The 24,438-nt window shown below is 35.6% G+C and carries 27 protein-coding genes, 1 riboswitch and 1 other annotated feature; of the genes, 18 read left to right on the plus strand and 9 right to left on the minus strand.

Annotated features, from left to right (window positions below):
• Positions 1-195 precede the first annotated feature (195 nt).
• Complete coding sequence (locus tag AAGS61_RS09030) at positions 196-828, plus strand: type 1 glutamine amidotransferase family protein (RefSeq protein ID WP_391370384.1); 633 nt, start codon at positions 196-198, stop codon at positions 826-828.
• A gap of 728 nt (positions 829-1,556) precedes the next feature.
• On the opposite strand, the gene AAGS61_RS09035 is transcribed toward AAGS61_RS09030, so the two are convergent.
• On the minus strand, positions 1,557-2,417 hold the full coding sequence (locus tag AAGS61_RS09035) for an alpha/beta fold hydrolase (protein ID WP_391370387.1): 861 nt from the start codon (positions 2,415-2,417) through the stop codon (positions 1,557-1,559).
• Between the two features lie 581 nt (positions 2,418-2,998).
• Here AAGS61_RS09035 and fabZ point away from each other — a divergent pair.
• Entirely contained in the window at positions 2,999-3,436 is a 438-nt protein-coding gene (gene fabZ, locus AAGS61_RS09040; protein WP_391370390.1) for a 3-hydroxyacyl-ACP dehydratase FabZ, read from the plus strand.
• Positions 3,437-3,914: 478 nt separating this feature from the next.
• Here the strand turns inward: fabZ and AAGS61_RS09045 are convergent, their stop codons facing one another.
• Entirely contained in the window at positions 3,915-5,360 is a 1,446-nt protein-coding gene (locus tag AAGS61_RS09045) for a serine hydrolase domain-containing protein (RefSeq protein ID WP_391370393.1), read from the minus strand.
• A 714-nt stretch (positions 5,361-6,074) separates the two neighbouring features.
• Positions 6,075-6,776, minus strand: a complete 702-nt coding sequence (locus tag AAGS61_RS09050; RefSeq protein WP_391370396.1) for a class I SAM-dependent methyltransferase — start codon at positions 6,774-6,776, stop codon at positions 6,075-6,077.
• A gap of 59 nt (positions 6,777-6,835) precedes the next feature.
• Positions 6,836-7,057, minus strand: a binding site (T-box leader).
• A 244-nt stretch (positions 7,058-7,301) separates the two neighbouring features.
• On the opposite strand from AAGS61_RS09050, the gene AAGS61_RS09055 reads away from it, so the two are divergent.
• Both AAGS61_RS09055 and AAGS61_RS09060 read left to right on the plus strand, forming a co-directional pair.
• Entirely contained in the window at positions 7,302-8,111 is an 810-nt protein-coding gene (locus tag AAGS61_RS09055; RefSeq protein WP_391370399.1) for a TrmB family transcriptional regulator, read from the plus strand.
• Positions 8,112-8,123: 12 nt separating this feature from the next.
• A complete protein-coding gene (locus AAGS61_RS09060; RefSeq protein WP_391370401.1) occupies positions 8,124-8,741 on the plus strand; it encodes a LysE family translocator in 618 nt (205 codons plus the stop codon).
• A gap of 250 nt (positions 8,742-8,991) precedes the next feature.
• Here AAGS61_RS09060 and AAGS61_RS09065 read toward each other — a convergent pair whose 3' ends face one another.
• A complete protein-coding gene (locus tag AAGS61_RS09065) occupies positions 8,992-9,384 on the minus strand; it encodes a rhodanese-like domain-containing protein (RefSeq protein WP_391370404.1) in 393 nt (130 codons plus the stop codon).
• Positions 9,385-9,813 (minus strand): MarR family winged helix-turn-helix transcriptional regulator, encoded by a 429-nt coding sequence (locus AAGS61_RS09070; RefSeq protein WP_391370406.1) that lies wholly within the window; start codon positions 9,811-9,813, stop codon positions 9,385-9,387. It lies immediately after the preceding gene.
• A gap of 374 nt (positions 9,814-10,187) precedes the next feature.
• Positions 10,188-10,371: riboswitch (cobalamin riboswitch) on the plus strand.
• A 213-nt stretch (positions 10,372-10,584) separates the two neighbouring features.
• On the opposite strand from AAGS61_RS09070, the gene AAGS61_RS09075 reads away from it, so the two are divergent.
• From AAGS61_RS09075 to AAGS61_RS09095, 5 genes are all read left to right on the plus strand, one after another.
• Positions 10,585-11,583, plus strand: coding sequence for a FecCD family ABC transporter permease (locus tag AAGS61_RS09075; protein ID WP_391371145.1), 999 nt, complete (start codon positions 10,585-10,587; stop codon positions 11,581-11,583).
• A complete protein-coding gene (locus AAGS61_RS09080; RefSeq protein WP_391370409.1) occupies positions 11,584-12,357 on the plus strand; it encodes an ABC transporter ATP-binding protein in 774 nt (257 codons plus the stop codon).
• Between the two features lie 56 nt (positions 12,358-12,413).
• Positions 12,414-13,397 carry an ABC transporter substrate-binding protein gene (locus AAGS61_RS09085; RefSeq protein ID WP_391370412.1) on the plus strand — a complete coding sequence of 328 codons (984 nt, stop codon included), beginning with the start codon at positions 12,414-12,416 and terminating at the stop codon, positions 13,395-13,397.
• Positions 13,398-13,454: 57 nt separating this feature from the next.
• Entirely contained in the window at positions 13,455-14,141 is a 687-nt protein-coding gene (locus AAGS61_RS09090) for a precorrin-3B methylase (protein ID WP_391370415.1), read from the plus strand.
• Between the two features lie 104 nt (positions 14,142-14,245).
• Complete coding sequence (locus AAGS61_RS09095) at positions 14,246-14,770, plus strand: hypothetical protein (RefSeq protein WP_391370417.1); 525 nt, start codon at positions 14,246-14,248, stop codon at positions 14,768-14,770.
• A 162-nt stretch (positions 14,771-14,932) separates the two neighbouring features.
• On the opposite strand, the gene AAGS61_RS09100 is transcribed toward AAGS61_RS09095, so the two are convergent.
• Positions 14,933-15,520 (minus strand): 50S ribosomal protein L25/general stress protein Ctc, encoded by a 588-nt coding sequence (locus tag AAGS61_RS09100; RefSeq protein WP_391370420.1) that lies wholly within the window; start codon positions 15,518-15,520, stop codon positions 14,933-14,935.
• A 418-nt stretch (positions 15,521-15,938) separates the two neighbouring features.
• On the opposite strand from AAGS61_RS09100, the gene AAGS61_RS09105 reads away from it, so the two are divergent.
• From AAGS61_RS09105 to AAGS61_RS09130, 6 genes are all read left to right on the plus strand, one after another.
• Positions 15,939-16,382: a LytTR family DNA-binding domain-containing protein gene (locus AAGS61_RS09105; protein WP_391370423.1), complete on the plus strand. Its 444-nt coding sequence runs from the start codon at positions 15,939-15,941 to the stop codon at positions 16,380-16,382.
• A gap of 5 nt (positions 16,383-16,387) precedes the next feature.
• Positions 16,388-16,819: a DUF3021 domain-containing protein gene (locus AAGS61_RS09110; RefSeq protein WP_391370426.1), complete on the plus strand. Its 432-nt coding sequence runs from the start codon at positions 16,388-16,390 to the stop codon at positions 16,817-16,819.
• Positions 16,820-16,848: 29 nt separating this feature from the next.
• Positions 16,849-17,025: a hypothetical protein gene (locus AAGS61_RS09115; RefSeq protein WP_391370429.1), complete on the plus strand. Its 177-nt coding sequence runs from the start codon at positions 16,849-16,851 to the stop codon at positions 17,023-17,025.
• A 49-nt stretch (positions 17,026-17,074) separates the two neighbouring features.
• Positions 17,075-17,362, plus strand: a complete 288-nt coding sequence (locus AAGS61_RS09120; RefSeq protein ID WP_391370432.1) for a hypothetical protein — start codon at positions 17,075-17,077, stop codon at positions 17,360-17,362.
• A 110-nt stretch (positions 17,363-17,472) separates the two neighbouring features.
• Positions 17,473-18,105: a LysE family transporter gene (locus AAGS61_RS09125; RefSeq protein WP_391370435.1), complete on the plus strand. Its 633-nt coding sequence runs from the start codon at positions 17,473-17,475 to the stop codon at positions 18,103-18,105.
• A 109-nt stretch (positions 18,106-18,214) separates the two neighbouring features.
• Positions 18,215-19,081 (plus strand): M23 family metallopeptidase, encoded by an 867-nt coding sequence (locus AAGS61_RS09130; RefSeq protein WP_391370437.1) that lies wholly within the window; start codon positions 18,215-18,217, stop codon positions 19,079-19,081.
• A gap of 152 nt (positions 19,082-19,233) precedes the next feature.
• Here the strand turns inward: AAGS61_RS09130 and AAGS61_RS09135 are convergent, their stop codons facing one another.
• Both AAGS61_RS09135 and AAGS61_RS09140 read right to left on the minus strand, forming a co-directional pair.
• On the minus strand, positions 19,234-20,238 hold the full coding sequence (locus tag AAGS61_RS09135; RefSeq protein WP_391370439.1) for a hypothetical protein: 1,005 nt from the start codon (positions 20,236-20,238) through the stop codon (positions 19,234-19,236).
• A 147-nt stretch (positions 20,239-20,385) separates the two neighbouring features.
• Positions 20,386-20,874 (minus strand): hypothetical protein, encoded by a 489-nt coding sequence (locus AAGS61_RS09140; RefSeq protein WP_391370442.1) that lies wholly within the window; start codon positions 20,872-20,874, stop codon positions 20,386-20,388.
• Positions 20,875-21,289: 415 nt separating this feature from the next.
• Here AAGS61_RS09140 and AAGS61_RS09145 point away from each other — a divergent pair, with 415 nt between their 5' ends.
• Positions 21,290-22,279, plus strand: coding sequence for an aminoglycoside phosphotransferase family protein (locus AAGS61_RS09145; protein ID WP_391370445.1), 990 nt, complete (start codon positions 21,290-21,292; stop codon positions 22,277-22,279).
• 55 nt (positions 22,280-22,334) lie between these two features.
• Here the strand turns inward: AAGS61_RS09145 and AAGS61_RS09150 are convergent, their stop codons facing one another.
• On the minus strand, positions 22,335-23,300 hold the full coding sequence (locus tag AAGS61_RS09150; protein ID WP_391370448.1) for a leucine-rich repeat domain-containing protein: 966 nt from the start codon (positions 23,298-23,300) through the stop codon (positions 22,335-22,337).
• Positions 23,301-23,561: 261 nt separating this feature from the next.
• Here AAGS61_RS09150 and AAGS61_RS09155 point away from each other — a divergent pair, with 261 nt between their 5' ends.
• Both AAGS61_RS09155 and AAGS61_RS09160 read left to right on the plus strand, forming a co-directional pair.
• Positions 23,562-23,756 (plus strand): hypothetical protein, encoded by a 195-nt coding sequence (locus AAGS61_RS09155; RefSeq protein ID WP_391370449.1) that lies wholly within the window; start codon positions 23,562-23,564, stop codon positions 23,754-23,756.
• 170 nt (positions 23,757-23,926) lie between these two features.
• Positions 23,927-24,256, plus strand: coding sequence for a redox protein (locus AAGS61_RS09160; RefSeq protein WP_391370453.1), 330 nt, complete (start codon positions 23,927-23,929; stop codon positions 24,254-24,256).
• Positions 24,257-24,438 lie beyond the last annotated feature (182 nt).

Raw genomic sequence — 24,438 nt, forward strand, 5'->3', positions numbered from 1 at the left:
AATTAGAATACTCGAAGAGTACTTTTACTTAAAATAAGACTATAAAATACCCCTAAAAATATTAAAAATACAAAAGGCCTTCAGAATGAGACCATTCTGAAGGCCTTTTGTCGACAATCTGAACTTCCCTGACACTAGCTGTCAGGGAAGTTTTATTATAATAGGCAATATTAATAGTGATGGGAGATTGATTAGATGAAGACAAAAAAAGCGTATCTTTATGTATTTGATACAATGTCAGACTGGGAATATGGATATTTAATTGCTGAGTTAAATTCAGGGAGATACTTCAAAGAAGGTATAGCTCCTTTAAAAGTCGTTACAGTAGGTGCTACGAAAGAAATGATTACCACAATGGGCGGGCTAAATATAAAACCCGATATTTCCCTTGATGAATGTACCCTTGAGCATAAAGATCTTATTATTTTACCTGGGGGAGATACTTGGAGAGAAGATATTCATCAGCCTATCTTGAAAAAAATTGTAGAAGCTTTAAAGCTTGGCACTATAGTTGCTGCCATTTGTGGGGCAACCGAAGGACTAGCGAATATAGGATGCTTGGATTCTAGAAAGCATACAAGCAATGATTTAGGGTATATGAAAATGGTTTGTCCTAATTATAAAGGAGAAAAATTTTATGATACGACACCTGCAGTATCTGATGGGAATTTAGTGACAGCATCAGGAATAGCTCCTCTAGAATTTACGAAAGAAGTGCTGAAAATCTTAGATGTATTTGCACCAGATACATTGTATTCATGGTACAAACTATATAAGACGCATAAAACTGAATACTTCTTCCAGTTAATGAATTCAATGAATAGATAGGTTTAAATCATTAGTGATAATAAGAGGGGGGGAAGGGGTATTAGAGATGGTGCATTTTATTATGGTTGAGAATGGATTTCTCTAATTTTTCATTTATCTAAGGGGTTCCTTTTTGCAAAATCAATACGAGTTATAGTGTTAAATAAAATAAAACGGAATTTATTTCTAGTGTTAATTTAGAATTGTTAAAAAACAGTAAATATAATATTTATTTGATATGTTTGTATCGTAATATCCGTTGTACAAATGATAGTTTTAGGACAACTGAAGTGTAAATAAGTTATTATTTTATTGGGACAACAATTACGATAATAGATCTTTCTATACTACAATGTAATGTGGCTTTACGATAAAGTAGGATTAAAAATGTGCTTTAATCCTGATTTAAAAGTAAATATAAAAACTCCATTTGAAAAAAGGTTGATAAAAATGGAGTTTTTTTTTAAAACTACTTATTAAATTTTTACAGGTGTGTTGACGCCCAAAATATCTCCTGTATATACACGTATTTTTTAGGCAAAACGTTATCAAAAAATGACTTGCCAGTGGATTAAGGCGGAATCGGTGAGTATAGGTGTTGATATTCACCTTTCGCTACAGGGTAAAGCTTCCTATGGGAATAGGGATAAAGGAACTAAGGCTAACACTGTTATGTCCCTGTGACCTAGCACCCCATTAGTTCTATAAAAATTAAAAAACTTTATTATTTTTTAGGGACTTTAAAGTTACTAAATACTTAAGAAATCAATAATCATTTTCTTTTCATGCTCTGGCATCATATGCATGTGCCCGCAGCCTTTTAACATATGCACCGTGTTATTTGGTATGATTTTTTTTGCTCTTGGTAATACTTTTTTCGCTGGAAATAAACAATCTTTTTCTCCTGCCATAATAAGTGTCGGTGCTTTACACTGTTGCATTAATTGTTCACTCACATTGGATGGCATCCCTATCTTTGTTTTTACATGATCAAAACTATCTTTCACCATATCCAAAGTATCTCTATCCAGAATGTCTTCTTTAATAGCCATAAATAAAGCTGTTTCTTTTATATATTTTTCTTTCTTTGTTAGTTTATATTTGAGTAGTGGTATCATCATTTTTACAGTAATAATTGGAAAGGCATTGTTAATACCTGATGGTACAATTAATACGGATTTTTTTACTTTTTCCGGTGCGGTACACATCAGTTTTGCTAGGACTCCGCCTCCAAATGAAGCCCCAAAACAAGCTATTTTATCGAATCCCAATGCTGTTATAACGTCACTTGCCCACTTTCCATAATCATAATTGCGAGGAGAGAGATTAACCTCATCACTTTTTCCAGGGTGACCAATAAGATCAACTGCATAGATATGAAAATCCTTAAGTAGGAATCTGTACATTAATAAATTGTAGGCAGTCGTACTATTCCCACCATGAAATACTAACAATGGTTCACCTAATAGATTGCCAGTTTCAATGATATGTGTTCTTCCAAAACGAGTATGAACGTAAACATCCTTACATGAATAATCCAATTTCTTTAATTGAGCATCATAAAGCTTTAGTGATATTTCTCTTCCAGATTGTGTTTTGTATATACTCATATAGCCCTCACTTATAAGTTATCTCATTTATTAATTTAATCAGGATATTATAAAAGCAAATAATACTATTTTACGAAAAATAAAAACGATGTCTCCTTCACTAAAAAATGGTGTTTTTCAAATAGTGGATTGGTTAAAATATACGATTTTACATTATCGATTCTATTATGACTATTTCTGTTTTATAGTCTTTTTTAGATACCTCATAAAATATCAAAACTTATTTCCCTTTTTAACTTGTTATTCGCTAATATATTAAAAAATCCTTCTTCCACTAACTTTCTTCGTTAGTGGAAGAAGAAAACTCAAACAATAACATTTTCGCTCAACTTTCTTCAAAACAGTAAGACTTTCTTTCAAACCAAAATAACATTGTAGCTTTGGAATAAAGTTTGATGATTTTCTACCTGTGCTGCTATGTAATTGCGTCCGTTTGCGGAATAGGAGTTTTCACCAATAGCTGTAATTTTCACTTTTCATAGAATTTGTTTGTAACCTTTACTATTTTAATACTTGATTTTATAATTTGATATAATGACCAGATACTAAAATAGATGTAAAAGTATAAAGGAGAAGAAATTATGTTCAATACTCAACAAATTAAAGAAATTATTCCACATCGGTATCCGTTTTTATTAGTTGATCGTATTTTTGAAGTAGAGGAAGGGAAACGCGCAGTCGGAATTAAAAATGTTACTGCTAATGAAGAGTTCTTTATTGGTCACTTTCCAGATTATCCAGTAATGCCAGGTGTTCTTATTGTAGAAGCGTTGGCACAAGTAAGTGCAGTTATTATGTTAATGAAAGATGAAAATCGAGGAAAGCTAGGATTGTTTGCTGGTATTGACCGTTGTCGGTTCAAGAAACAAGTTCACCCTGGTGATCAATTACGTTTAGAAGTAGAAATAACCAGAGTTCGTGGATCAATCGCAAAAGCAAAAGCTATTGCTACAGTAGAAGGAGAAGTCGCTTGTGAAGCAGAAGTTACATTTGCTCTTTACAACGATAAAAAAGCCTAAAAATTTATTATCTTCGTGATCCTCTTTTCTATAGAATTTACTCTTAGACAAAAAATCACCTCTTAGAAGAAGATATCTCACGAGGTGATTTTTATCAAACTTTTTTGAACTCTTTATACGGGCAATCTACAGTTACAGTATTCGACCAATTTCTAACCACTGAATAAGGAAATGGAGTTGACATATAAATCAACGTAGCTAGTCTGTCAATACCTTTTCACATGGCGTTTTTTCAATTTATCGATGACCCAACTCCTTCTTCAATGATCTGCTACTCGACACCATAAAAGAAGGGGGAAACGATCGTAATAACTGTTTACCAAGCTAGCGAAATATACTATACAAGTTCAAAGCATAAACACTGCCAAGAAATATATAGATGACTTAATTAGAACTTCTAATTCTATAGGTTTGTTGGATGTTGATAATGGTTATTTTCATACAGATTGGATAGGAGAAGCTGTTGTATGAAAATACTTTACATCATTTTCTTCAATGATATTTTTATCGCTAATAAGCTATTAACAGCCAAGAAGGTACTTGCTATAACTGTCAGTATTGCTAAATCAGGTGAAAACATTTGGATTGTATGCCATGGTGCCTGAACAAAATATATAAATAGTGGGGTAAGAAATATTGATAAAATTAAACCCAAAATTCCTATAAAAGTCCATAATTCTCTTTTGTATATTTTTTTAGACTTCAATCGTAATAATAAATAAATGAATAGCCCAAAGAGTAAACAAATAAATCCAAAAACAATGAATTGAATGCTAGGTGTATTTTCAGGGAGGTCAACAGGTTCGTCACCATTTAAAATATTGATAATACCCATTTTCAGGTAGTATAATCCTTCTTCCTCTAAGTGATTATTTTTATTTGTAAGAATTACTCCACCCCAGTCCGTTTTTGGCATATAAAACATCTCTGCGTGAGAATCTGGTGTTGAACCTGAGTGCCAAAACATTGTATTCGAAGAGTTTGGATGTGAAATTCGTATTCCTAAGCCGTAATATCGGTTTTCTCCTGTTTGAATATGTGGAGTTAAATAATGGTTGAAACTATCTTCACTTAAAAAGTTTTCGAAATCTTTCCTACTTAGAAGTTTAATGAATTGGACTATATCTTCTACGCTTGCGGTTATATACCCATAAGGGGCTCCTCCATTATCGTAAGTAACAGCGCTTTTCCGAGGTATACTAAACCATGACTGATAACCACTTAAATATCCTTTTTCATAAGCTGATTCATAATCTGCTGCTGCATTTTGCATTCTTAATGGAATAAATATATTTTGTTCCATATATTCTGCATATGTCTGATTCGTAACTTCTTCAATAAGTGCGCCAAGGATTAAAAAATTGGCATTACTATATTGATGTTTTTCTCCTGGTAGCGCGGTAAGGTTAACGTTTGATAAGCTTGTTACATTATTCTTTATTGCTTCAATATCTGTAGATTCTTTGTCTGAGATTGATAATCCTGTATATGTACTAAATCCACTCGATTGGGTAAGTAAATGTTTAATCGTTATTTGAGCTGCTTCTTCTGTATCTTTAATTGTAAACCAAGGCATGTGCTTTTGTACTGGATCGCCTAGTTTGATGATACCTTCATCCACTAATCGCATAATAGCTAAACCTGTGAATGATTTACTAATGGAGCCTATTGTAAAAGGCGTTTTTGTTGTTACTTGCTTCTCTAATTCACCCGTTACTCCCCATGATTTTGAATAAAAAACTTTATTATTTTGAATAATAGCAATTGATGCACCTGGAACTTGATATTCTTCTAAATACGATTCAATATAGGTGTCTAGTTCATTTTTAATGTCTTGATTTGCTGAGACTAATATAGTAGGAAGAAATATAGTGCAGCACAAAAGGGTTAAACTCATTTTTATTACTACTGTAGGGATTCTCATATGGCTCTAGCTCCTTAAATAATTATAGTTATTCGGAAAGCTTAACAATATCAAAAGACTACTGATTGTAATGCCAAAAGTATGTACTCTTACAATATACCTCTTTTAAAAAAGAAGAACAGGTACCTTAGCATGAACCACAGTCAGTCTAGAGACGTAGAATGCTAATACTAGAAAATGAATCCACTGCTCTCATTTTTATTGAATAGAATGGCGTGTGGGGATTTTTTTTATTAATAAAAAATTTAAGAAAAAAGCTATATGGCAAAGATAAATATATTGGCTATCAATGTTGTATTAATAGCTTTGTGGCGAAAAATAGTGGAGGTTCGTAAGTAATGTTCTTTTATATAAATGGAAAAAGGGTAAGGTGAAAAAATATTGATGCAGTGTTGGCACTTTTTATTAGGGTTAATCAAATATTAATAGATGATAATCGGGGCAATTGGCAAGTAAAGTTTACACTATATTCGATGCAAGGATGTAAGTAGATTTATAGTGAAAAAAAGAAAAATAAATTAGGTTATTATAGCTTTAGGAAATGGTCTCATTAAAAGCCCTGTATTTCACAAACTAAAAAGAATCCATTTTCAAATAGATTTGATCAAAATGGATTCTTAACTTATATACTATCTAATATCTTTAAAATAAGGTGGGACAATTTTAATTTTTTTATTCGCTTATCCATTTTTTTTAAAATGCCCTAGGAGTTCATTATTTAACTCCACCAAATACAGCTAACTCCAGCCACTTGAAATAACAGTCGGCATGATTAAATCCAATTTCTTTTAACCAATGGACTTGAATATCTACACGTTCTAGAATATTGTCTGCTTTATCTGGTCGGCTATAATATTCAGTAGCAATTTCTGCTCGTTGCCCGTTATTATATGCTGTTAGATGGTCAATAAATAGCTCATCATATAGTTTTTCCATCTCCTCTGTTACAGAAGCAGTATGCTCAATATTAATAAAAATGCCACCTGGCTTTAATAGATTATAAATATCAGTATATAATGCTTTCTTTTTTTCGTGTGGTAAATGATGAATTGCATAACCCGATACAATGCAATCAACACTGTTAGGTTCTACGAAATTTTGAATTGAGTTACTAAAATCTCCTACATAAAGTTCGCAACGATCAGTATATGCCTCCAGATGAATTTTTGCTTGCTCAATCATTGGCTGCGAATGGTCAATACAGATGGCTTTTGCGGTTGGATATGTACGAAGTAATATTTCTGCTAAAAAACCGTTGCCACAACCTAAATCCATAATAATGGCTGGTTTTTCTATAAAATGATTCACTACTTGGAGCATAATTTGTGCTTGCTCTGCCCCAAAAGGAATGCCTCCCCTTACTTGTTGTAAATAGTGTGTTGTTACGTCTTCTCTTTGCCATGTTGTTTTCATCATAATTCTCCCTCTCTAAATGTGGATATCAGTGGTTTTTCAAAATAAAAAACTCCGTCTCAAAAAGAGACGAAGTTTGATTCGCGGTACCACTCTAATTAGCTTTAAAAGCTCACTTAATAGGATTTAAATCCAAACTGTTAACGGATAGCTACCGTTTGTGTTTACTACCATTTCAACACAAATGCTCATGGACGAGTTGAGGATTATATTGACTGTTTTGCACCAACCAACAGCTCTCTATTCAATAAGGAATCCTTAATACTTCCAATCAACGCATCGACTATTGAATTTTGTTAGTAATTTTACATTAAAGGTTAATTATTGTAAATGATATTTTTTGCCTCTTATGTTAATAACAATTTGGCATTATACTATCGTCTTTTTAGGGGAGAAATTTCAATCTAAAGCAACTACCTAATATTGATGGGGAATCTTATAAGATAGAATTTTCTGACTCTATTTATTGACATGAGGTAGTGCCCTAATTATAGTAGTTATATATATGACTACTAATAGGAGGGTATTATGGAACATTTAATTGAGCAATTTGAAGAGATTGGCTATTCCAAAAATGAAGCTAAGGTTTATATAGCACTACTGAAAGAGCCTGCAATAAATGGTTATGAAATTAGTAAAAAAAGTGGTGTACCACGCTCAATGGTTTATGCAGTCATTGCAAAATTAGTAGCAAAAGAAGCCATTATAGAGCTTCGAACTGAACCACCTACATATACGCCAGTTCCAGTAAAAGAACTAGTTATGAATCGTAGAAGACAAACAGAGGACACACTTACTTCTTTAGAAAAAGAGTTGCAAGTGATTGAAAAGCCTGTAGAAGTGAATGTGATTAAGCATATTGAAGGGAGAAAAAAGATCATTAATGCTATGCAAAAATTAATGCTAGCAGCGAAGGAGGAAATATGGCTTTCTGCATGGGAAGAGGAACTAGATGAATTAAGGAATCCTGCCTTAGAACAAGGCGAAAAAGGAATTAAGTTATATTCAATGCTTTTTACTAATCAGGAGACTGACTCATTTGGCGAAACGTTTTACCATCGTCGAGATACTGCTGTCATTGAAGAAAGTAGAATGAGTAAAAGATTAACGATTGTTATACAGGATAATCAAGAAGTCCTGATTGCTGGCTTTGTTAAGGGACAAATTCCTCAAGCAATTCAAACAGCTGAACCAATGTTAATTCTATTGGCAAAAGAATATATTCGACACGATATGATGATGAAGGTTGTAAGTGACAAAGTAGGTGGCGACATGCTTAGCTCATTATGGCAAGGCGATGATTTATTAACTTATATTGTACGTAATGTGAAGAAATAAGGGGCTGTTTTTGTGTATATAGAAGTTTTTTTGGTAGGTATTTTAGCAGCTCTATCACCTGGGCCTGATTTTATAGTTGTCATGAAAAATAGTTTAGGAGCAGGAAGAAAATATGGTATAGCTACGGCTTTAGGTATTGCAAGTGCATTAATTGTTCATATAACTTATACCCTTTTAGGTTTTACCATTATATTGGAAAAAATACCGGTTGTTTTTAATGTTATTAAACTTACTGGTGCTACTTATTTACTTTGGTTAGGCTGGCAAGGAATCCGATCACAAGCTCGCTTAGAGAATTCAAATGGTAAGAGCATAGACCGTTTATTGAAACAATCTGTTATACGATGCTTTCGTGAAGGTTTTTTATGTAATGTATTGAATCCTAAATCAGCACTATTCTTCCTAAGTATTTTTTCACAATTTATTGGACCAAACACTTCAAAGTGGATGGGGTGGATATATGGTGGAGAAATCATTGTGGCAGTGGGGCTTTGGTTTATTTTATTAGCTATACTTATTTCAAATAGTTTTTTTAGAAAAGTCTATCAACAGTACATGCATTGGTTTGACCGTGTTCTAGGTATCATTTTAATTATTTTTGCGGTTACTATTTGGATAACGGTGTTTTAAAGTTCAAAGTGGATGTAAGAATTGACGATGAGATTATCTACGGAGAAATAGGTCCCTTGAAAAGAAGGATAAAAATTCAGCTTAATTAACTAAACATGTTTCAGAATTTAAGTTTGTGAATGTATACAATTTAAAGTAACCGAGTGTATTAATTGAATAAGCTAAAGAAAAAAGCCGCTTCCTTACCTTATAGGAATTATAACACCGTCCTAAAATAGAACGGTGTTATCTAACCTGGCTATATTTTTGCTTAACACTCACATTGTTCAGTAGGTAGATTTGGAGACGTTAAAAGTGTAGTCGGGAAATTCATAGTCTTCCATGCAGCTATACCACCACTCAACTCTTTCACTTTATATCCATTTTCTAAAAGAATAAGGGCAGCTTTTGCAGCTGTATTGCACCATACATCCCAGCAATATAAAACGATAATTTTTTCTTTTGGAATTTCTGAAAGGTGATTCTCTAACTCAACTTGGGGTATTTCTACAGCCCCGTTGATTTTTTCTTTTTTTAGATGAGGCGGACCATTCCGAACATCTAGCAATACATACTCATCTGGATTTTGTTTACTCGCTTGCATATAATCCATTGGGCTAAAAGTAGACTCGATACGATTTTTAAAAAATTCAATTTGATTCATTTATGATTCCTCCTGATTTTTAAAAATTTTTATTAAAAGATCTTTTAATAAACGGGCTTCTTGGTCACTTAAAGGGGAGAGTATTTTCTTTTCAGATTGCTCTAACGTACTCCAACAGTCTTCTAAAATCTGTTTTCCTTTATCTGTAATGGTTAAGCAATAGGATCTTCTATCTTGCGGGTTTTTAGTTCTCGTTAAATATTTCAGTGCTTCCAAATGGTCAATAAAACTAACCATTGTTGTTCGATCAATTTTTAGTTCGTCTGCGATTTCCTTCTGGGAGGAATTTGGTTTTTCATCGATTTTAATAAGAACACCATATTGTTTCACGTTAATATCATAAGGTGTTAACTTTTGAGAAAACTCCATTTCAAACAGTTGCTCCACTTTTCCCGTAATAAATCCATAAGATTTAAAAATTCTACTCAATTATAGTCACCTCTTCATTTAATCATTATTTATGATAATCAGTATAACTGATTAATTTTCGAAAGGCAAATCGAAGGTAGCTTCAATTCTATTAAGCTAGAATTACAACTAATATTCATATAAATGAAGAAAAGAATGACATTTTTAATATTGAAGAATAAGTTTAGCTAAAATTGAGTGTGCTTCAGCAGAAGGGCTTTAAGTAGAACTGAAGTATTGTATAACGATTTTAGTTGTGGACATTTATGTAAAAATTCACTTGCTTTATCTGGTGGTTATTTAAGATAAAAAAATACTATTTATATACACGTAATATTCAGAATTTATTAAAACTATTGTGAATTATGATAGATTCTGTTACTGTAAGAATTACAAAAAAATATCATATTATTGGTGCAAATACTATTTTGTTATTTGCTTAAAAGGGAAGTCGGTGCAAATCCGACGCTGTCCCGCAACTGTAAATCGGAGTAACTCACAAATGCCACTGGGAAACTGGGAAGGCTGTGAGGCGCGTTGATGATGAGCCAGGAGACCTGCCAATAAATAGTAGAGCATTTACATAGAACCACGAGGATGGTTGTAGTGAGTAGGGCAAATATACCCTTTATTTCGCTATGACAATCTCCTTGGATTCAAGGAGATTTTTTTATTTGTCTTTATAAGCTGCGGGAACAAAGAGAGAAATAAAACCTTTGAAAGGAGCTTAGTGTGCAGAAAAAAGGAAAGATTCATTTTGGTTTTCTTGTGGCAATTTTGCTCATTGTTTTGATGATTTCCACAACAATAGCCGTTATCATTGGTTCTGTTTCTATTACACCTGGGACCGTTTGGCGGGTTATTTTATCGCATGTGCCGTGGAATGTATTGGGGATTGAAGCGGACTGGAGCCGATCACAAGAAATTATTATTTGGCAAATTCGGACACCCCGCGTGCTATTAGCGATGGTCGTCGGGGCAGGACTTGCGATTTCAGGTGCAGCGATTCAAGCACTTGTGCGGAACTCGATAGCGGATCCGTATATTTTAGGGATTTCATCTGGTGCTTCTGTTGGTGCTACAGCGGTAATTTTACTTGGGGCCTTTTCCTTTTTAGGGATGTATGCGCTATCATTTGCGGCCTTTATCGGGGCAACGGTTGCGGTTGTCATTGTCTTTTTATTATCAAGAGTCGGGGGACGGGTGTCTGTCATTCGTTTGTTATTAGCCGGGATTGCCGTGTCACTTGTGCTATCTGCCATGACCAACTTTATGCTCCTCATGTCTAAGGAAGAGGGCGGGATCAAAGCGGTAATGCACTGGATGATGGGCAGTTTAGCAGGTGCGAAGTGGAGTAACTTAATGCTGCCGATTATTGTATTTGTCGTTGTGTATGTAGTATTACGCATTCATGCGCGTCATTTGAACTTACTATTACTTGGAGAAGAATCGGCACTCACGTTAGGTGTGAACCTAGAGAAGTTTCGTTTATTACTCATTTTATTGGTCTCACTTTTAACAGGGGTGCTTGTTGCTGTCAGTGGTGCCATCGGATTTATTGGCTTAATTATCCCGCATGTTGTCCGCATGCTCGTTGGTTCCAATTATAAATTTGTTTTACCCATTAGCGCTTTACTCGGCGCCATTTTCCTCGTTTGGGCAGATGCATTAGCACGGATTATTATTGCGCCTGAGGAAATGCCGATTGGGATTATTACGGCATTATGCGGTTGTCCATTTTTCATTTGGATGCTGCGCAAACAAACCTACTCATTTGGGGAGGGTGAATAAATGGTATATGTGGCACAAAATCTTTCTTATGCCATCGGACAAGCAACAATTCTCCAGAATGTGTCTGTCCATGTGAAAGAGCGTGAATTGGTAGGGTTGATCGGCCCTAATGGTAGTGGCAAATCGACATTATTAAAAAATATGTATCGGATGCTACAGCCAAATGAAGGGCAAGTTTTTCTTTTTGGCGAGGACATGCTAACGAAACCAGCAAAAGCTGTCGCGAAACAGTTAGCGGTCGTCGGACAAGAAACACCTGTATTGTTTGAATTTACGGTGAGAGATTTAGTCGCGATGGGGCGTACACCGCATAAACGATTGATTGAACGAGATACCGTAGAGGACCGACAAATTGTAGAGCAATCGATGGAGCAAACAGGGATCGCCCATCTGAGTGAGCGCCATTTCAGCTCATTGTCAGGTGGGGAAAAGAAGCGCGTCATTGTGGCAAGAGCATTGGCACAGCAAGCGCAAGTGATGGTGCTAGATGAGCCAACGAATCATTTAGATATTCAGCATCAGCTGCAATTAATGGATTTAATTCGGAGTTTACCTATTACGATTATGGTGGCACTCCATGATTTAAATATTGCCGCTACGTATTGCGACAAAATTTATGTGATGAAAAAAGGGGAAGTTGTTGCTTATGGTACGCCGTTAGAGGTGCTGACACCAGCGCTTTTACGCGATGTTTTTGGCGTACATGCGGAAATCGGTATTCACCCGATTACGAAGAAGCCGCAATTATTTTATATACCTGAATCCATGTTATAGATCGTGAGGAAGCATACACTTCTTTCTATATAAATTAAAAATAAAGGGAGATTGACATGAAAAAATTGAAGAACATGTGGCTTGTGTTTATCACGGTTATGGCACTGAGCGTTTTAGGTGCTTGTAGCAATGAAGAAGGCAAGCAAGAAAAAGTAGAACCTGCACAAGCGGAAGAAACTGCCGTAACAATTGAAAATAATGACACAACACAAGTGTATGAGGAAGCACCGACAAAAGCGATTTCCTTAAACCAACACGTGACAGAAATTATGCTAGCGTTAGGCTTAGAGGATTCGATGGTTGGTACGGCTTATTTAGATGATGAAATTTACGAACCACTGCAAGAGGCGTATGCGAAAGTGCCTGTATTAGCAGAGCAATATCCAACGAAAGAGCAAGTGATTGATGCAGAGGCAGATTTTTTATATGCAGGCTGGAAAAGTGGCTTTAGTGAAAAAGGCATTGGAACAGTAGAGGAACTAAAGGCGTTAGGCATTCACACGTATTTACATACATCTTCAAGTATAAATAATCCAACATTAGAGGACATTTTCACCGATATTCGTAATATCGCAAAAATCTTCCGTGTAGAAGATCGCGGGGAAGCATTAATTGAACAAATGGCAAGTGATGTAGAGGCAGTTCGTGCAAAATTGCCTGAGCAAGCGGAGCCATTACGTGTACTTGTGTATGATAGTGGAGAGCAAGACGTGTTTACAGCAGCTCAAAACTTTATGAATGAGCTAGTGACAATTGCAGGAGGACAAAATGTTTTTGGTGATGTCGAGTCTGGTTGGACAACGGTATCAAAGGAAGATGCTGTTGAACGTGACCCACAAGTAATTGTCGTCATTGATTATGGTTCTACAACAGCGGAAGAAAAAATAGCGTTTTTAAAAAATGACCCAGCATTAAAAGAAATGGATGCGGTGTTAAATGAACGCTTTGTCATTTTACCATTATCAGCTGCATCAGAAGGTGTACGTGCAGCCGAAGCGATTAAAATTTTAGCAGAAGGCTTCTACCCAGAAAGCTTTTAATAAGTAGAGATAAGCTAGCGTTTTGCTAGCTTATTTTCATCTAGAGGGGGACGTACTATGGGGCGCAATGCATTTACTAAAAATGTGCCAGAGCATACATTTGCGACATTAAATAAGGAAAGTTCATATACACGCTTAGCGATTAGTCCAGGGGTGATTAATAAACATTACACACCTGCACAATTGCAAAAAATAGCGGAAATCGTAGGAGAAGATGGAGCGATTAAATATTCTGCTTCGTATTATTTACTTATATCTGTCCCTACAGAAAAACGATTAGAAATCTGTCAGCAGCTAGAGGATGTAGGGTTATATATTGCGCAACAAGGCGCGGTTGTAGACATGAAGGCATGTGACTTTTGTGATGGTGAAAAAATGGAAGCCGCAGCGATAACAGAAGCCCTGTATAAAACATTCGTTGGGCAAGCTGTACGGAATCGACTTCGACTGAATGTAAATGGCTGCGCCTCTGCATGCTATAACGCAATGTACGATGATATTGGACTTGTGTACCAGCAGGATAGCTTTGACGTGTATGTTGGAGCGATTCCCATGGGCAGGCATGCACAAGCTGGGAAATTATTTGCGAAAAATGTATCGGTAGAAAATATTGAAGCCTTCCTACAAGAAATGCTTCACATATATAATGAATTTGCTCGGGAGAATGAGCCATTTCATCGTTTTTTTAAGCGTACAAAAGCAGAAGCTTTTTGGGCAAATCTACGTGTAAGCCACATGGATTAATTATGCGATCGTTTTCGCTATTGAAACTTTTAGTGATCTCATCCGTATAGGTAAATATTGCTTTTTGTATAATGGGCATGGAAAAAGAGAAGGGGAGAGCGAGCGTGGTTACCTGGATTATTCTTGCTGAAATTGCATTTTGGATTGCCATTATAGCAGGGCTTATAGCGCGGTACATACTAAAGAAAGAACGATTAAGTATTATCTTCTTTTTACTAACGCCTATCATTGATTTCGCTTTATTCATGTTAACAGCAATCGATTTAAAAAACGGGCAAGCTGCTACCGCTGTGCATGGCATTGCGGCCATTTATATCGGTGTTTCCGTTGCATATGGGAAAACATTCATTGATTGGGCAGATGAAAAGTTCCGCATTTGGATAGTAAAGCAGCCGAATACGAAAGAACGGCTCGTTGGTAGAGCAAAAGGCGTTCATGAGGTAAAGCTATGGATGCGGCACATTGTGGCATATGCCGTCGGAGGCGTGTTGTTATGGGCGATGATTCAGTATATCGGGCAAGCAGGCGATACGACAACATTACAGCAAATGCTGAAGGTTTGGGGACTCGTTGTGCTAATTGATGGCGCGATTAGTATTTCTTATGTTGTATTGCCGGAGAGGAAATAATAGTTTAGGTGGAAACCGTAAAAGCGCGTAAAACTATTGGAAACCCGCGTAAAATACATCGGAAACCACGTAAATATGATGTCAATTCCGCTATATCAATATAATGACGGAAGCAAAAAAAGGGTGCGACAAAAGTCAACACCCTTACACGTATTTATTCTTTTATACTTGCCCGGCTTCTTCTTCAACCGCAGCTTCTGCTACTGTTGGAGCCATCACTGTAGCGAGTGTATAACCATCTTCTGTCACAATATCAAAGCCAACCTGCTCTCGAATATCGACAACTGCTATGGAACTACCAATAGCTAGGTGAGAGATATCGATTTCAATCGATTCAGGAATTTCCGCAGGCTTTACCTTCACTCTGATGTTTAAGTTTGGTTGCATTAAAATGCCACCTTCTTTAACCCCAATGGATTCGCCTGTTAATACAATTGGTACGTCTACTTCCAATTCCTCTGACATATTAATCGCTTGGAAATCAACGTGGGTAATAGTATTCTTTAATGCGCAACGCTGTACTTCACTAATAACAGCATTAACACTTTGCTCATCTACTGCTAGCTTAAAAATATTATTTAAGCCATTTGCTACAATCATTTTCGAAACCTTCTTTGCATCGACAAAGATCGGTGTCGTATCTGTTTGGTAGCCGTAGACAACTGCGGGTACACCGCCATTTTCTCGAATCTCGCGTAAAATTGAACGAGATCCTGCCTCACGCTTTGTCGCTTGTAAAACAATACTCATACTTCCTCAATTCCTTCCAATGTTATTTTTCGGCTGATTGTGTTAGAACAATCAATCGATTCAAGAATGCAACTCATCGTTTACACACTAAACCCGTACCTCAAATAAAAAGAAAACAACGCCAGTGAAATCTTACTGGAAAAAGAAGTGATAGTTTTTATTTTCTGCAAGCATTAAAGACACTACATCTACCATTATAGTTAATTTTTAGTATAAAGCAAATTTAATGTAAACTTTCTGTAAATGGGGATATCCACGAGCGATGTTTTTTAAGCGTCTTTGTTTTGTTATGGAGGGGAATTTATAAGCTAACGGTATTATGTCTAGATCGCGGTGTAAGTTACCACATAGCGGGCTAAGATGCATTTTTTAGAAAAATTTGTATGCTATAATTTTTAGTATAAGGGGGGAACGGTGAATGCGGGTGGAGTTGAAAATTGATGCGAAGTGTGAAGAACCGTATGTAGAAATTCATACTGCCAAGTTAACACCGAATATTCAAGCAGCCATTTCGCTGTTGCAAAGTGAAAATGACACGTATATATTGACGGCCCAGCATGACAATAAAACGTATATGATGGACCCTGAAACGATTGTTGTTATTTGTACGGAAGGTAGGGAACTGGTGCTGTATGATGTAGCTAAAACACGGTACATCGTCAATAAACCTTTATATGAACTGGAAGCGCAATTAGGGAAAGATTTTATTCGCATTTCAAAATCAGCCATTATTAATATCCGAAAAATTAAACATATTGAAGCAGCGTTTAACGGCACAATGGAAGTGGAGCTGGTGATGGGGATAAAAGAAGTCATTACAAGAAATTACCGGAAGAAATTTAAAGAGCGATTGGGGGTTTAACGTCCATGCATATGATGAAATATTTATTGTTTGGTATTAGTTGGGGTTGTACAGCTTTCGTGTGTATGAATGTTATTGGCTATGTAATCGGAGGCGAGACCTTTTTACAAGTATTAGCTGAAAACTTTCTGGGCCATGTATTTGGTTCTATTCTGGTAGGTATTAGTTGTGCGACAACATCGATTGTTTACAGTATCGAACGTTTAACATTTTTACAACAAACTTTCATCCATTTTAGTGTAGGATTAAGTACGTTTTTTATCGTTGCCTTTTCTTTGAAGTGGATTCCAGTATCATCGATCCCTTCTCTAATAGGCATCATCATCGGTAATATTTTGATATTCACATTCTTTTGGTTTTTATTCTATTTATACAACCGACATGAAGTGCGAAAAATGAATAAAAAAATCAGTGCATTTTCAAGCAGTGAGGAATAGATTGAGTGAAATAAGCAGGGTGGGATTTGATGAAGTATACAATACATGTATTTATTTTGTGTTTACTGTTCTTTGTTATTCAATACTACGTCCTTGACCAACATATTGAGAATGCGGCGATGGGTAGTGGTGCATTTTTAATTATATTGATTATAACGAAGAAAATTAACGAAATCAGTGAGTCAAAAAATGATTGTAACGATTAATATTCAAAAAGCAATTTCACCATAAAGTATTTTGAAATGGGGGAGTACATTGAAAAAGAGATGGCTTGTTTTCATAGCACTAGTAGTGATTGTTTTATGTTTGTTTACGTCACCTACAATTGCATTACGAACGCATTTATTTTTACTTGGGCATCCGATTATAGCGTTTGAAACAGAGTTTAAAAAAATTGATAGCTGGAATGATATTGGTGATAATGCACAACTGTATGAGCTAACGATACCACCATTTGAAACAGGTACTCAATCACACTTAGAAACCTTTTTAGTTAAGCAGTATGGGATTTTTTACATCCCTAAATTTTATGTGGATGTTTAAGGATAAAATTAGAACCGTTTTTATTTATGTTGATTACACACGAAAGTTATGTATAATTATTTCAAACGGAGAATTAATATACAAATAGTGTTTGAAAGAAGTTATGACTTTTGGATGTGTATTTGAAGTTTGTTTTAGTTGGTTTATCGATTGCTTTACCCGTTGGAGCAATCACGGTTGAAATGACGAAACAAGGTTTAAAAAACGGATTTTTTCACGGCTGGGCTGTAGGTTTGGGCGGTATGACGATTGATGTGTTACTCATATTGGCGCTCTATTTTGGACTAGCAAAAATTTTATCCTTGCCTTATGTTCAGCTCCCATTGTGGATTATTGGAGCCGGTTTTTTATTTATGTTAGCCTATGACTCTATTAAAAATGCCGATCAAGATATTACATTAGCGGGTGAAAAGGTGAATAAATCACTTTCGAAAACGTATCGAAATGGTTTATTTGTAGCCGTATCGCCAGGGAATTTAGTGTTTTGGATATCCGTATTTGGTGCGGTGTTAGCAGATTCCTATGTGACGAATGAATCGGTCGGTTTTATCATTGCAGCGATAGGGATTTTAACGGGCATTTTGTTACATGATGTAGGGTTATTAATGATTGTTTCGATTACGAGGAAAGTCATGAATCGTCAAATGATTAAATGGACCTCAATTATAGGAGGAATGTTATTATTCGGATTTGGCTGCTACTTCCTGTATGAATTTTACTTAGCTATTCAAGCGTATATTTGATTTTGAAGCTAGAGGATTTTTTGTAATCCTTTAGCTTTTTTATTTTTGAAACATTTGGGTAATTTTTCCGTATAGTATAGAGAGTCTATGAATGATGCAGGAGGTAATCATGAGAAATACATATCATCAACCGATTGATCCGGAACAATTTGGTACACATTTCTATCAAGGTGATTATGAAATGATTTATGACCAAGCGATTACGCCGTTTCGAGAATTAGTATCACTTGAACAATTTGTAGAGCTGGCGGCTTCATTTAATCAAGGGGTAGCTAGTTATCAGTTAGCTTATCGTATATCTATAGAAAGCTTGATACATTACGTTTGGTTAGATGATCAAAAAGTAAAGGCAATAGATGTCTTCTTTGATGAACAGTGGATTATTCATAGTCTTTCTGTGAAGCCTTATGTCACGTATCCAAGCAGTGATAAGCTATACACGCAAAATAGCTATTGTATGCCAGTAAAAGGGGAGTGGTTTGTTGTTTGGGGTGGAACAAACGAATTTATCAACTATCACTATGCTTATGAGAACCAACGCTATGCGTATGATTTAGTCCAAGTTCAAAATGGTGTCTCTTATAAAGATACACCGTTGCGAAATGAAAATTTCTATGCTTTTAATCAGCCAATATTTGCTCCAGCAGATGGAAAAGTCGTGAAAGTTTTGGACGGCCTAAAAGACAATGTGCCAGGTGAAATGGATTCTAGTAATCCTGCGGGGAATTATGTCATCATTGAACATAAGCATCAAGAATATAGTTTGCTTGCCCATTTGAAACAATCCTCTATTGTAGTGAACGAGGGAGACATGGTGAAGGAAGGGCAATGTATAGGGAGATGTGGCAATTCAGGAAATTCATCAGAAACCCATTTGCATTTTCACATAATGGATTGTGCTGATTTCACAAAAGCAAAATCTATTCGTATACGTTTTAAAGATGGAAAAGAACCGATTCAAGGGGATGTCGTTTGAATACCAAGGTATTGATGATAAGTAATCTTTTTCTTCTTCCCCCTCGTATTATTGCGCAATTTTTTTAATAGAAGTCCTTAAAGTTTGTACAACGAGAAATAGCAGTTTCCAAGTATACGGAAACTGCTGTTTTTAGTTATAGAGGAAATGCATCATACTTCCTCTTGAAAATAAATTTTATAAAACTTTCGATTAGTCGCTTCGTCATAGCCGACTTCAATAAGTTCACTCACTTGCTCGATATTACGTACATTCACTTGAATTTCAATATTGGAATCGAGTTTAATTTTACGTTTGTACGTTTTTTCGACCTTTTCCAGTGCGCTTTCAGAAATGATTGTTTCATAGGGCTTGACCATATTGACGATAATATCTTTTTGTACGGAATCTGTCTGTTCGAAAACGGTATCGATATAGTCACTTACTTCGAATTCTTCCTCGTTTCTAAAATAATCGAGTGTTTTGTTTAAAAGACCGAGTTTCTCGGTATTTGAAAAGCTATCTTCTTTTAAAATATATTTTTTACACTCTGTTAAGGCTAAATTCGTTTTATAATAATGTTCGTCCGCTGCTCTAATTTTTAAAAAGCGCTCTTGCCAGTACACGACGTCTTCTTTCTTTTTCGTTTTAATAAAGACAGCAGGTGGCTCATCTGCCCCCATATCGACAATGATGGCGATATTATTGATTTTCTTCACGTTGATGCCATCAATGCCATTGACGGTCATTTTGTTTTGCTCGTTTTTCACATCAAGGAATATTTCTTTTTCATCCACTTTTACAATCGCTAGCACTTTTTTTACATCCGTATGCCAAAAACAATGTTCGAACAACCCTACAAACAATTCGCCGTCTTTAATATTTGGGTGTTGAGACGCACTATGCAAATGGGTAGCGATGTGTTGCGATTGTTCAAGGAAACTAGTCGGAGAATCGAATATCGATTTGACATACGTATACACTTCATTTAATCCAAGGTTTGTTTCATGAAAAAATTCGTATTGTTGCTCCCAATCCATTTTATTGAACGCTAGTTGTGTAAAGGCTGCTTCTAGCATGACCTCTGGTTGAGAAAATGCCTCTTCCCCCAAAACAAGCGCATCACTTACAAAATGTACACTATATTGTGTTAATTTACTTTCACTTACATCTAGCATAGTTTTCCCCTCATTATTAGTTTTATAGAGACTATACCATATCATACTTTACGCTATATTTTCATGTGTTTTATTAAGTGAACGAGAACAAGTGTGAGGAGATTTTGTAAATTTAGAAATAAATACAAATGGCATCAATCGTTTTAATTATTGATGCCACTCTAATAGATAAATTTGTTGCTCATCTTTTTTCAATAGTGCGATAAAATAGTCGTAACCATCATTTTTTTCTTTGTAGAAGTAGTAGTCGCCAATTTTCACTTCAATAGGGTGAGCTTTAAAAGCATTTTTTACTTCTTCACTCGTAGATACCATTGAAGTAGTGGTTGTTACGAAATGAGCAATTTTTTTACTCGCTTCTTCTACATTTTCCGCAGTAAGAGCTACCATACCTGTGTCTTCAACATTCAGTTTTGTTTCTTTGTATTGTAAAATGTAAAACCATTCACCATCTCCGTTAAAACTAGAAGGAGACGCGACAATTTCCTGCAACTCATCTGGCTGAGGGAGATGAATACCCCATTTTTCTTTATAAAAATAAACGATGTTGAATGGATTGTTTGTCGATGTTGTAAACCAAATATAAAATCCACTGGTCAAAACAATGCAGCCTATCATAATCAACCATTTTTTCATCTAATCACCCCTCTGATATAAGACGAGGTGATTGTTTTTATGTTCCTATTTAAGGAATAATATGTATGTTATTGTGTTGGAGGGTTTTATTTTTTATTAAAATATTGGGTGAGCTAGTTTCAGGGGCTCTCAGGCCTATAAGCGTTACTTTCATCAATAAGCATCTTATTTCATATCATCCTTAATTTTCAATAATGAACTAAAATAGTGGGAAAAGCATTTTTTATTTACTCGTTTTCGTCATTCGTTCGTCTTAAGGAGAAAGAGGCACATTAGGAAGCAATCCGAGTGTATCGGGTTGCTTTTTTCAGAAGTAACATAAACTGAAAATGATTAAATGAACATCCCCCAATCGTAGAGTTGCTCCTGCGAATAAGATATAAAGGAAGGAATTTCGGAGGAGAGGGGGAATAAGATGGATAGAAAATTTCGGATTAAAGGGATGCTAAAAGAACATTACAACATACATGCAAGGCATATTGAGCAGCTGCCGGGTGGCTGGTCTGCGTTAGCTTACTTAATTACAGACTATCGTCAAAAGTATTTCTTAAAGGTGTATGATAAAAGAAGAGCTGCAGCTAAGCTGTGGATTGATGCAATCGATCGGTATATACCGTTAGTCGATTGGCTGCAACATCATACCGTATTAAAGCATCATCTCGCACAGTCGCTACTTACAAAAACGAAGCAACATTACTGTGAAGATAGAGAGTATGTATATTTACTGTCAGAGTTTGTAGAAGGTTATACAATTGGTGGGAATGTGTTGAATTTATATCAAGTGAATGAGTTAGCAAAAATACTCGGAACGCTTCATAGTAGTACGGCTCATGTGCCACCTAATTTAATCCAGCCCCAAACACAAGAAAATTTTAATACGGATTTTTGTGACGCCTTCTCCTCGTTTATCAAACATGATTTGACGTCCATACATGATAATGTATTACGAGTAGTGAGACCTTTCAAGCAAGAGTTGATGAGTAGTATTAATAGAATGAAGTACTTATCTAATAAGCTAAAACAAAAGTCATTACCATTTGTCCTTTGTCACGCTGATCCACACAATTGGAATATTATCCAAGGAAGAAATTTGATGTTGATTGATTGGGAATGTGTGACGATTGCGCCAAAGGAACAAGATTTAATTTTGCATATTACACCACCTTATGCAAGGCAGTTCATTATGGAATATAAAAAATATATGCCTTATCAGTCGCTGGATTTAGATGCCTTTGAGTTTTATTTTCTGAAAAGAAGACTCGGCGATATTTGGGAATGGATAAAGGATTTACGATATCAACAAAATATTAAATCGGAAGATACAGTACTAAAATTTCTGAAATTAAACATAGTTGATTGTACAAAAAGAGCACGATTTAGAGCCTTTTTGCAGCCACTTATTTAATAAGCCGCCCAAAAGTGAGTGAATCGCTCACTTTTGAGACAGCCTTATCGGTAGGTTATTGTGCTTGCATAATGGACTCTGAAATAATGAGGCCGTGTCTATTTTCGAGTAGTGTCCAATCTGTCACCTGTTCCTTCGAGAGATAGAGAAATTTCAACTGTTTTAATGCGACAAGTGGTTGGATAGAAGTGACGTTTGTTTCTCGAATATCTAAGTTCATCAGTCGGGTTAAATGCGCTACAGGTGATAAATCGGATACATTTGTATGGGCAATCTGTAGTACTTCAAGATGCGGCAAGTTTTGTACAAAATCAATGGAATCAATTGGATTTCCACTTAAAGATAGATTCGTTAATTTGCCTAAATTTTCGAATGATGTTGTATGGATATTTTGGATCGAGTTGTTCGCTGCAATGAAAATGCTTAAATTTTCAAGGTGTTGGATAGGTTCAATCGAAGTAACGGCATTGTTTGTAAGGTCTAAATGTTTTAAGGAAGAAAGTTGTTGTAACGGTGTTAAGTCTTGCACGTCATTATCGATAATGGCAAGTGATTCTACATTTTTTAAAGCACTTAGATGGTTGATTTTTTCTAAATTATTATTGATTAATGTTAGTCCTTTTAAGTGTGTCAAGGATGAAAAATCCAAATGATACAGTGGGGTATCTGTAATCGTTAAGTGTTGCAGTGTCGTTAATGAATGAATGCTTGATAGACTTTTTATTGGGATAGAGATAACAAGGCTTTTTAAATTGGTCATTGCTTGTAAGGCGACATGTAATGTTGGATCATCCTCATGAATCGTAAATTCAGTCATTCGTTCGAAATCATCATCTGAAAGTTCTTCGATACGAAGTCCCATTTGTTCACAAATCGTTTGTTTTAATTTTTCAGAAATGTCCAGCGTTAGTGGAGTCGTTGTACTAACGGGAGCTGTTAAGTTAGGGGTGTCATTTACAGCTTGTTCTTCACAGCCAACTAGTGGTAATAAAGCGAGCACCAGAAATCCGAATTTTTTCATTGGCATTTCCCCCTTAATTTGTGACGAGTGATTTAAAAAAATAGTGGCCATATTGAGATTTATCTTCTACAAATTCAAAAACATAAGAAGCATTGTATACACCTAAAAAGACTAACACTGTATGTTCTTCCAATTGATGTCCTCGATATTCAACATGATCGTAGTCAAAAGTATGGCTAAAAGGATGTTCATATCCGTTTTCCCTGTAATCCTTAAAGAAAAAAGTGATTTTCTGCATCAATTTGAACAGGTGGGTCGCTAATGATGCGAAACGATAAGTTTAATGTTTCGCTTAAACGTTGTTGGACATCGTTGTCTAAGCTGTCAGGAGTAAATGTTTCTTGTATGGGACGAGGCTACGGTTCATTCGATGCACTAAAACGTCCAACAAATACACCAACAGCAAAACACAACAATAATATGCCCACAAAGCGACTGTTTTTTACCATCCAATAAATCCTCCGCTACGATACATTTTCCACTATACTATGAAGTATGAATGAATACATTTAGTAAACAACTGATGAAAGAAAGATTGTTTACTTATGGCATTTGGATGGGAGTGTACATATACTACTGCTTTACGCTAAAATGGAAGTATAGGTTAGATGGAGGCAGTGTATAAAGTGGAAGCAAAAAAGATCGAAATAGCATGTGAATCATGTGGGCATCAAGTTGAAATTGATTTTAATGAGGCGCAATTTTCATCGCAAATTGCCATCATCAACGGCAAAAAGAAGGAAAGCCGAACATTTTTTCAGCCGTGTCCACATTGCGGACAATTAAATACCGTTACAAGTGAAAATAAGGAAGAGTGGGGCAAGCGAAAAGGACCAAATGTGAAGGCGTTTATGTTTTCAGGGTTTTTATCGTGCTTTGGGATCATCGCGTTATCCATTCTTTTAGCATACTTTGCATTTAAAGGGCTAGGAATAGTTTTCGATTGGATTTTTTAAGAAAGGGGCCGTCTGAAAAGACATTTTGAGACGGAACCTTTCGACGAGGATGGTGGCATTTTGATGTGACCACTGCAGGAGCAATATTTCTTAATGGATAATTATTAAGAAGTAAAGGGGTGTCTGGAAATTTTTTACTTTCCGGATACCCCCTTTCATTTGCATACAAATGGAACTTACAT

It is taken from the genome of Lysinibacillus sp. KU-BSD001 (assembly GCF_042920265.1).
GTDB lineage: Bacteria > Bacillota > Bacilli > Bacillales_A > Planococcaceae > Lysinibacillus_B.

Bases quoted from the DNA above. Each gene is read 5' to 3' on its own strand.
- AAGS61_RS09030 (WP_391370384.1), top strand. From the start codon at position 196: ATGAAGACAAAAAAAGCGTATCTTTATGTATTTGATACAATGTCAGAC.
- AAGS61_RS09035 (WP_391370387.1), bottom strand. From the start codon at position 2,417: ATGAGTATATACAAAACACAATCTGGAAGAGAAATATCACTAAAGCTT.
- fabZ (WP_391370390.1), top strand. From the start codon at position 2,999: ATGTTCAATACTCAACAAATTAAAGAAATTATTCCACATCGGTATCCG.
- AAGS61_RS09045 (WP_391370393.1), bottom strand. From the start codon at position 5,360: ATGAGAATCCCTACAGTAGTAATAAAAATGAGTTTAACCCTTTTGTGC.
- AAGS61_RS09050 (WP_391370396.1), bottom strand. From the start codon at position 6,776: ATGATGAAAACAACATGGCAAAGAGAAGACGTAACAACACACTATTTA.
- AAGS61_RS09055 (WP_391370399.1), top strand. From the start codon at position 7,302: ATGGAACATTTAATTGAGCAATTTGAAGAGATTGGCTATTCCAAAAAT.
- AAGS61_RS09065 (WP_391370404.1), bottom strand. From the start codon at position 9,384: ATGAATCAAATTGAATTTTTTAAAAATCGTATCGAGTCTACTTTTAGC.
- AAGS61_RS09075 (WP_391371145.1), top strand. From the start codon at position 10,585: ATGATTTCCACAACAATAGCCGTTATCATTGGTTCTGTTTCTATTACA.
- AAGS61_RS09080 (WP_391370409.1), top strand. From the start codon at position 11,584: ATGGTATATGTGGCACAAAATCTTTCTTATGCCATCGGACAAGCAACA.
- AAGS61_RS09085 (WP_391370412.1), top strand. From the start codon at position 12,414: ATGAAAAAATTGAAGAACATGTGGCTTGTGTTTATCACGGTTATGGCA.
- AAGS61_RS09090 (WP_391370415.1), top strand. From the start codon at position 13,455: ATGGGGCGCAATGCATTTACTAAAAATGTGCCAGAGCATACATTTGCG.
- AAGS61_RS09100 (WP_391370420.1), bottom strand. From the start codon at position 15,520: ATGAGTATTGTTTTACAAGCGACAAAGCGTGAGGCAGGATCTCGTTCA.
- AAGS61_RS09105 (WP_391370423.1), top strand. From the start codon at position 15,939: ATGCGGGTGGAGTTGAAAATTGATGCGAAGTGTGAAGAACCGTATGTA.
- AAGS61_RS09110 (WP_391370426.1), top strand. From the start codon at position 16,388: ATGCATATGATGAAATATTTATTGTTTGGTATTAGTTGGGGTTGTACA.
- AAGS61_RS09115 (WP_391370429.1), top strand. From the start codon at position 16,849: ATGAAGTATACAATACATGTATTTATTTTGTGTTTACTGTTCTTTGTT.
- AAGS61_RS09130 (WP_391370437.1), top strand. From the start codon at position 18,215: ATGAGAAATACATATCATCAACCGATTGATCCGGAACAATTTGGTACA.
- AAGS61_RS09135 (WP_391370439.1), bottom strand. From the start codon at position 20,238: ATGCTAGATGTAAGTGAAAGTAAATTAACACAATATAGTGTACATTTT.
- AAGS61_RS09140 (WP_391370442.1), bottom strand. From the start codon at position 20,874: ATGAAAAAATGGTTGATTATGATAGGCTGCATTGTTTTGACCAGTGGA.
- AAGS61_RS09145 (WP_391370445.1), top strand. From the start codon at position 21,290: ATGGATAGAAAATTTCGGATTAAAGGGATGCTAAAAGAACATTACAAC.
- AAGS61_RS09150 (WP_391370448.1), bottom strand. From the start codon at position 23,300: ATGAAAAAATTCGGATTTCTGGTGCTCGCTTTATTACCACTAGTTGGC.
- AAGS61_RS09155 (WP_391370449.1), top strand. From the start codon at position 23,562: ATGATGCGAAACGATAAGTTTAATGTTTCGCTTAAACGTTGTTGGACA.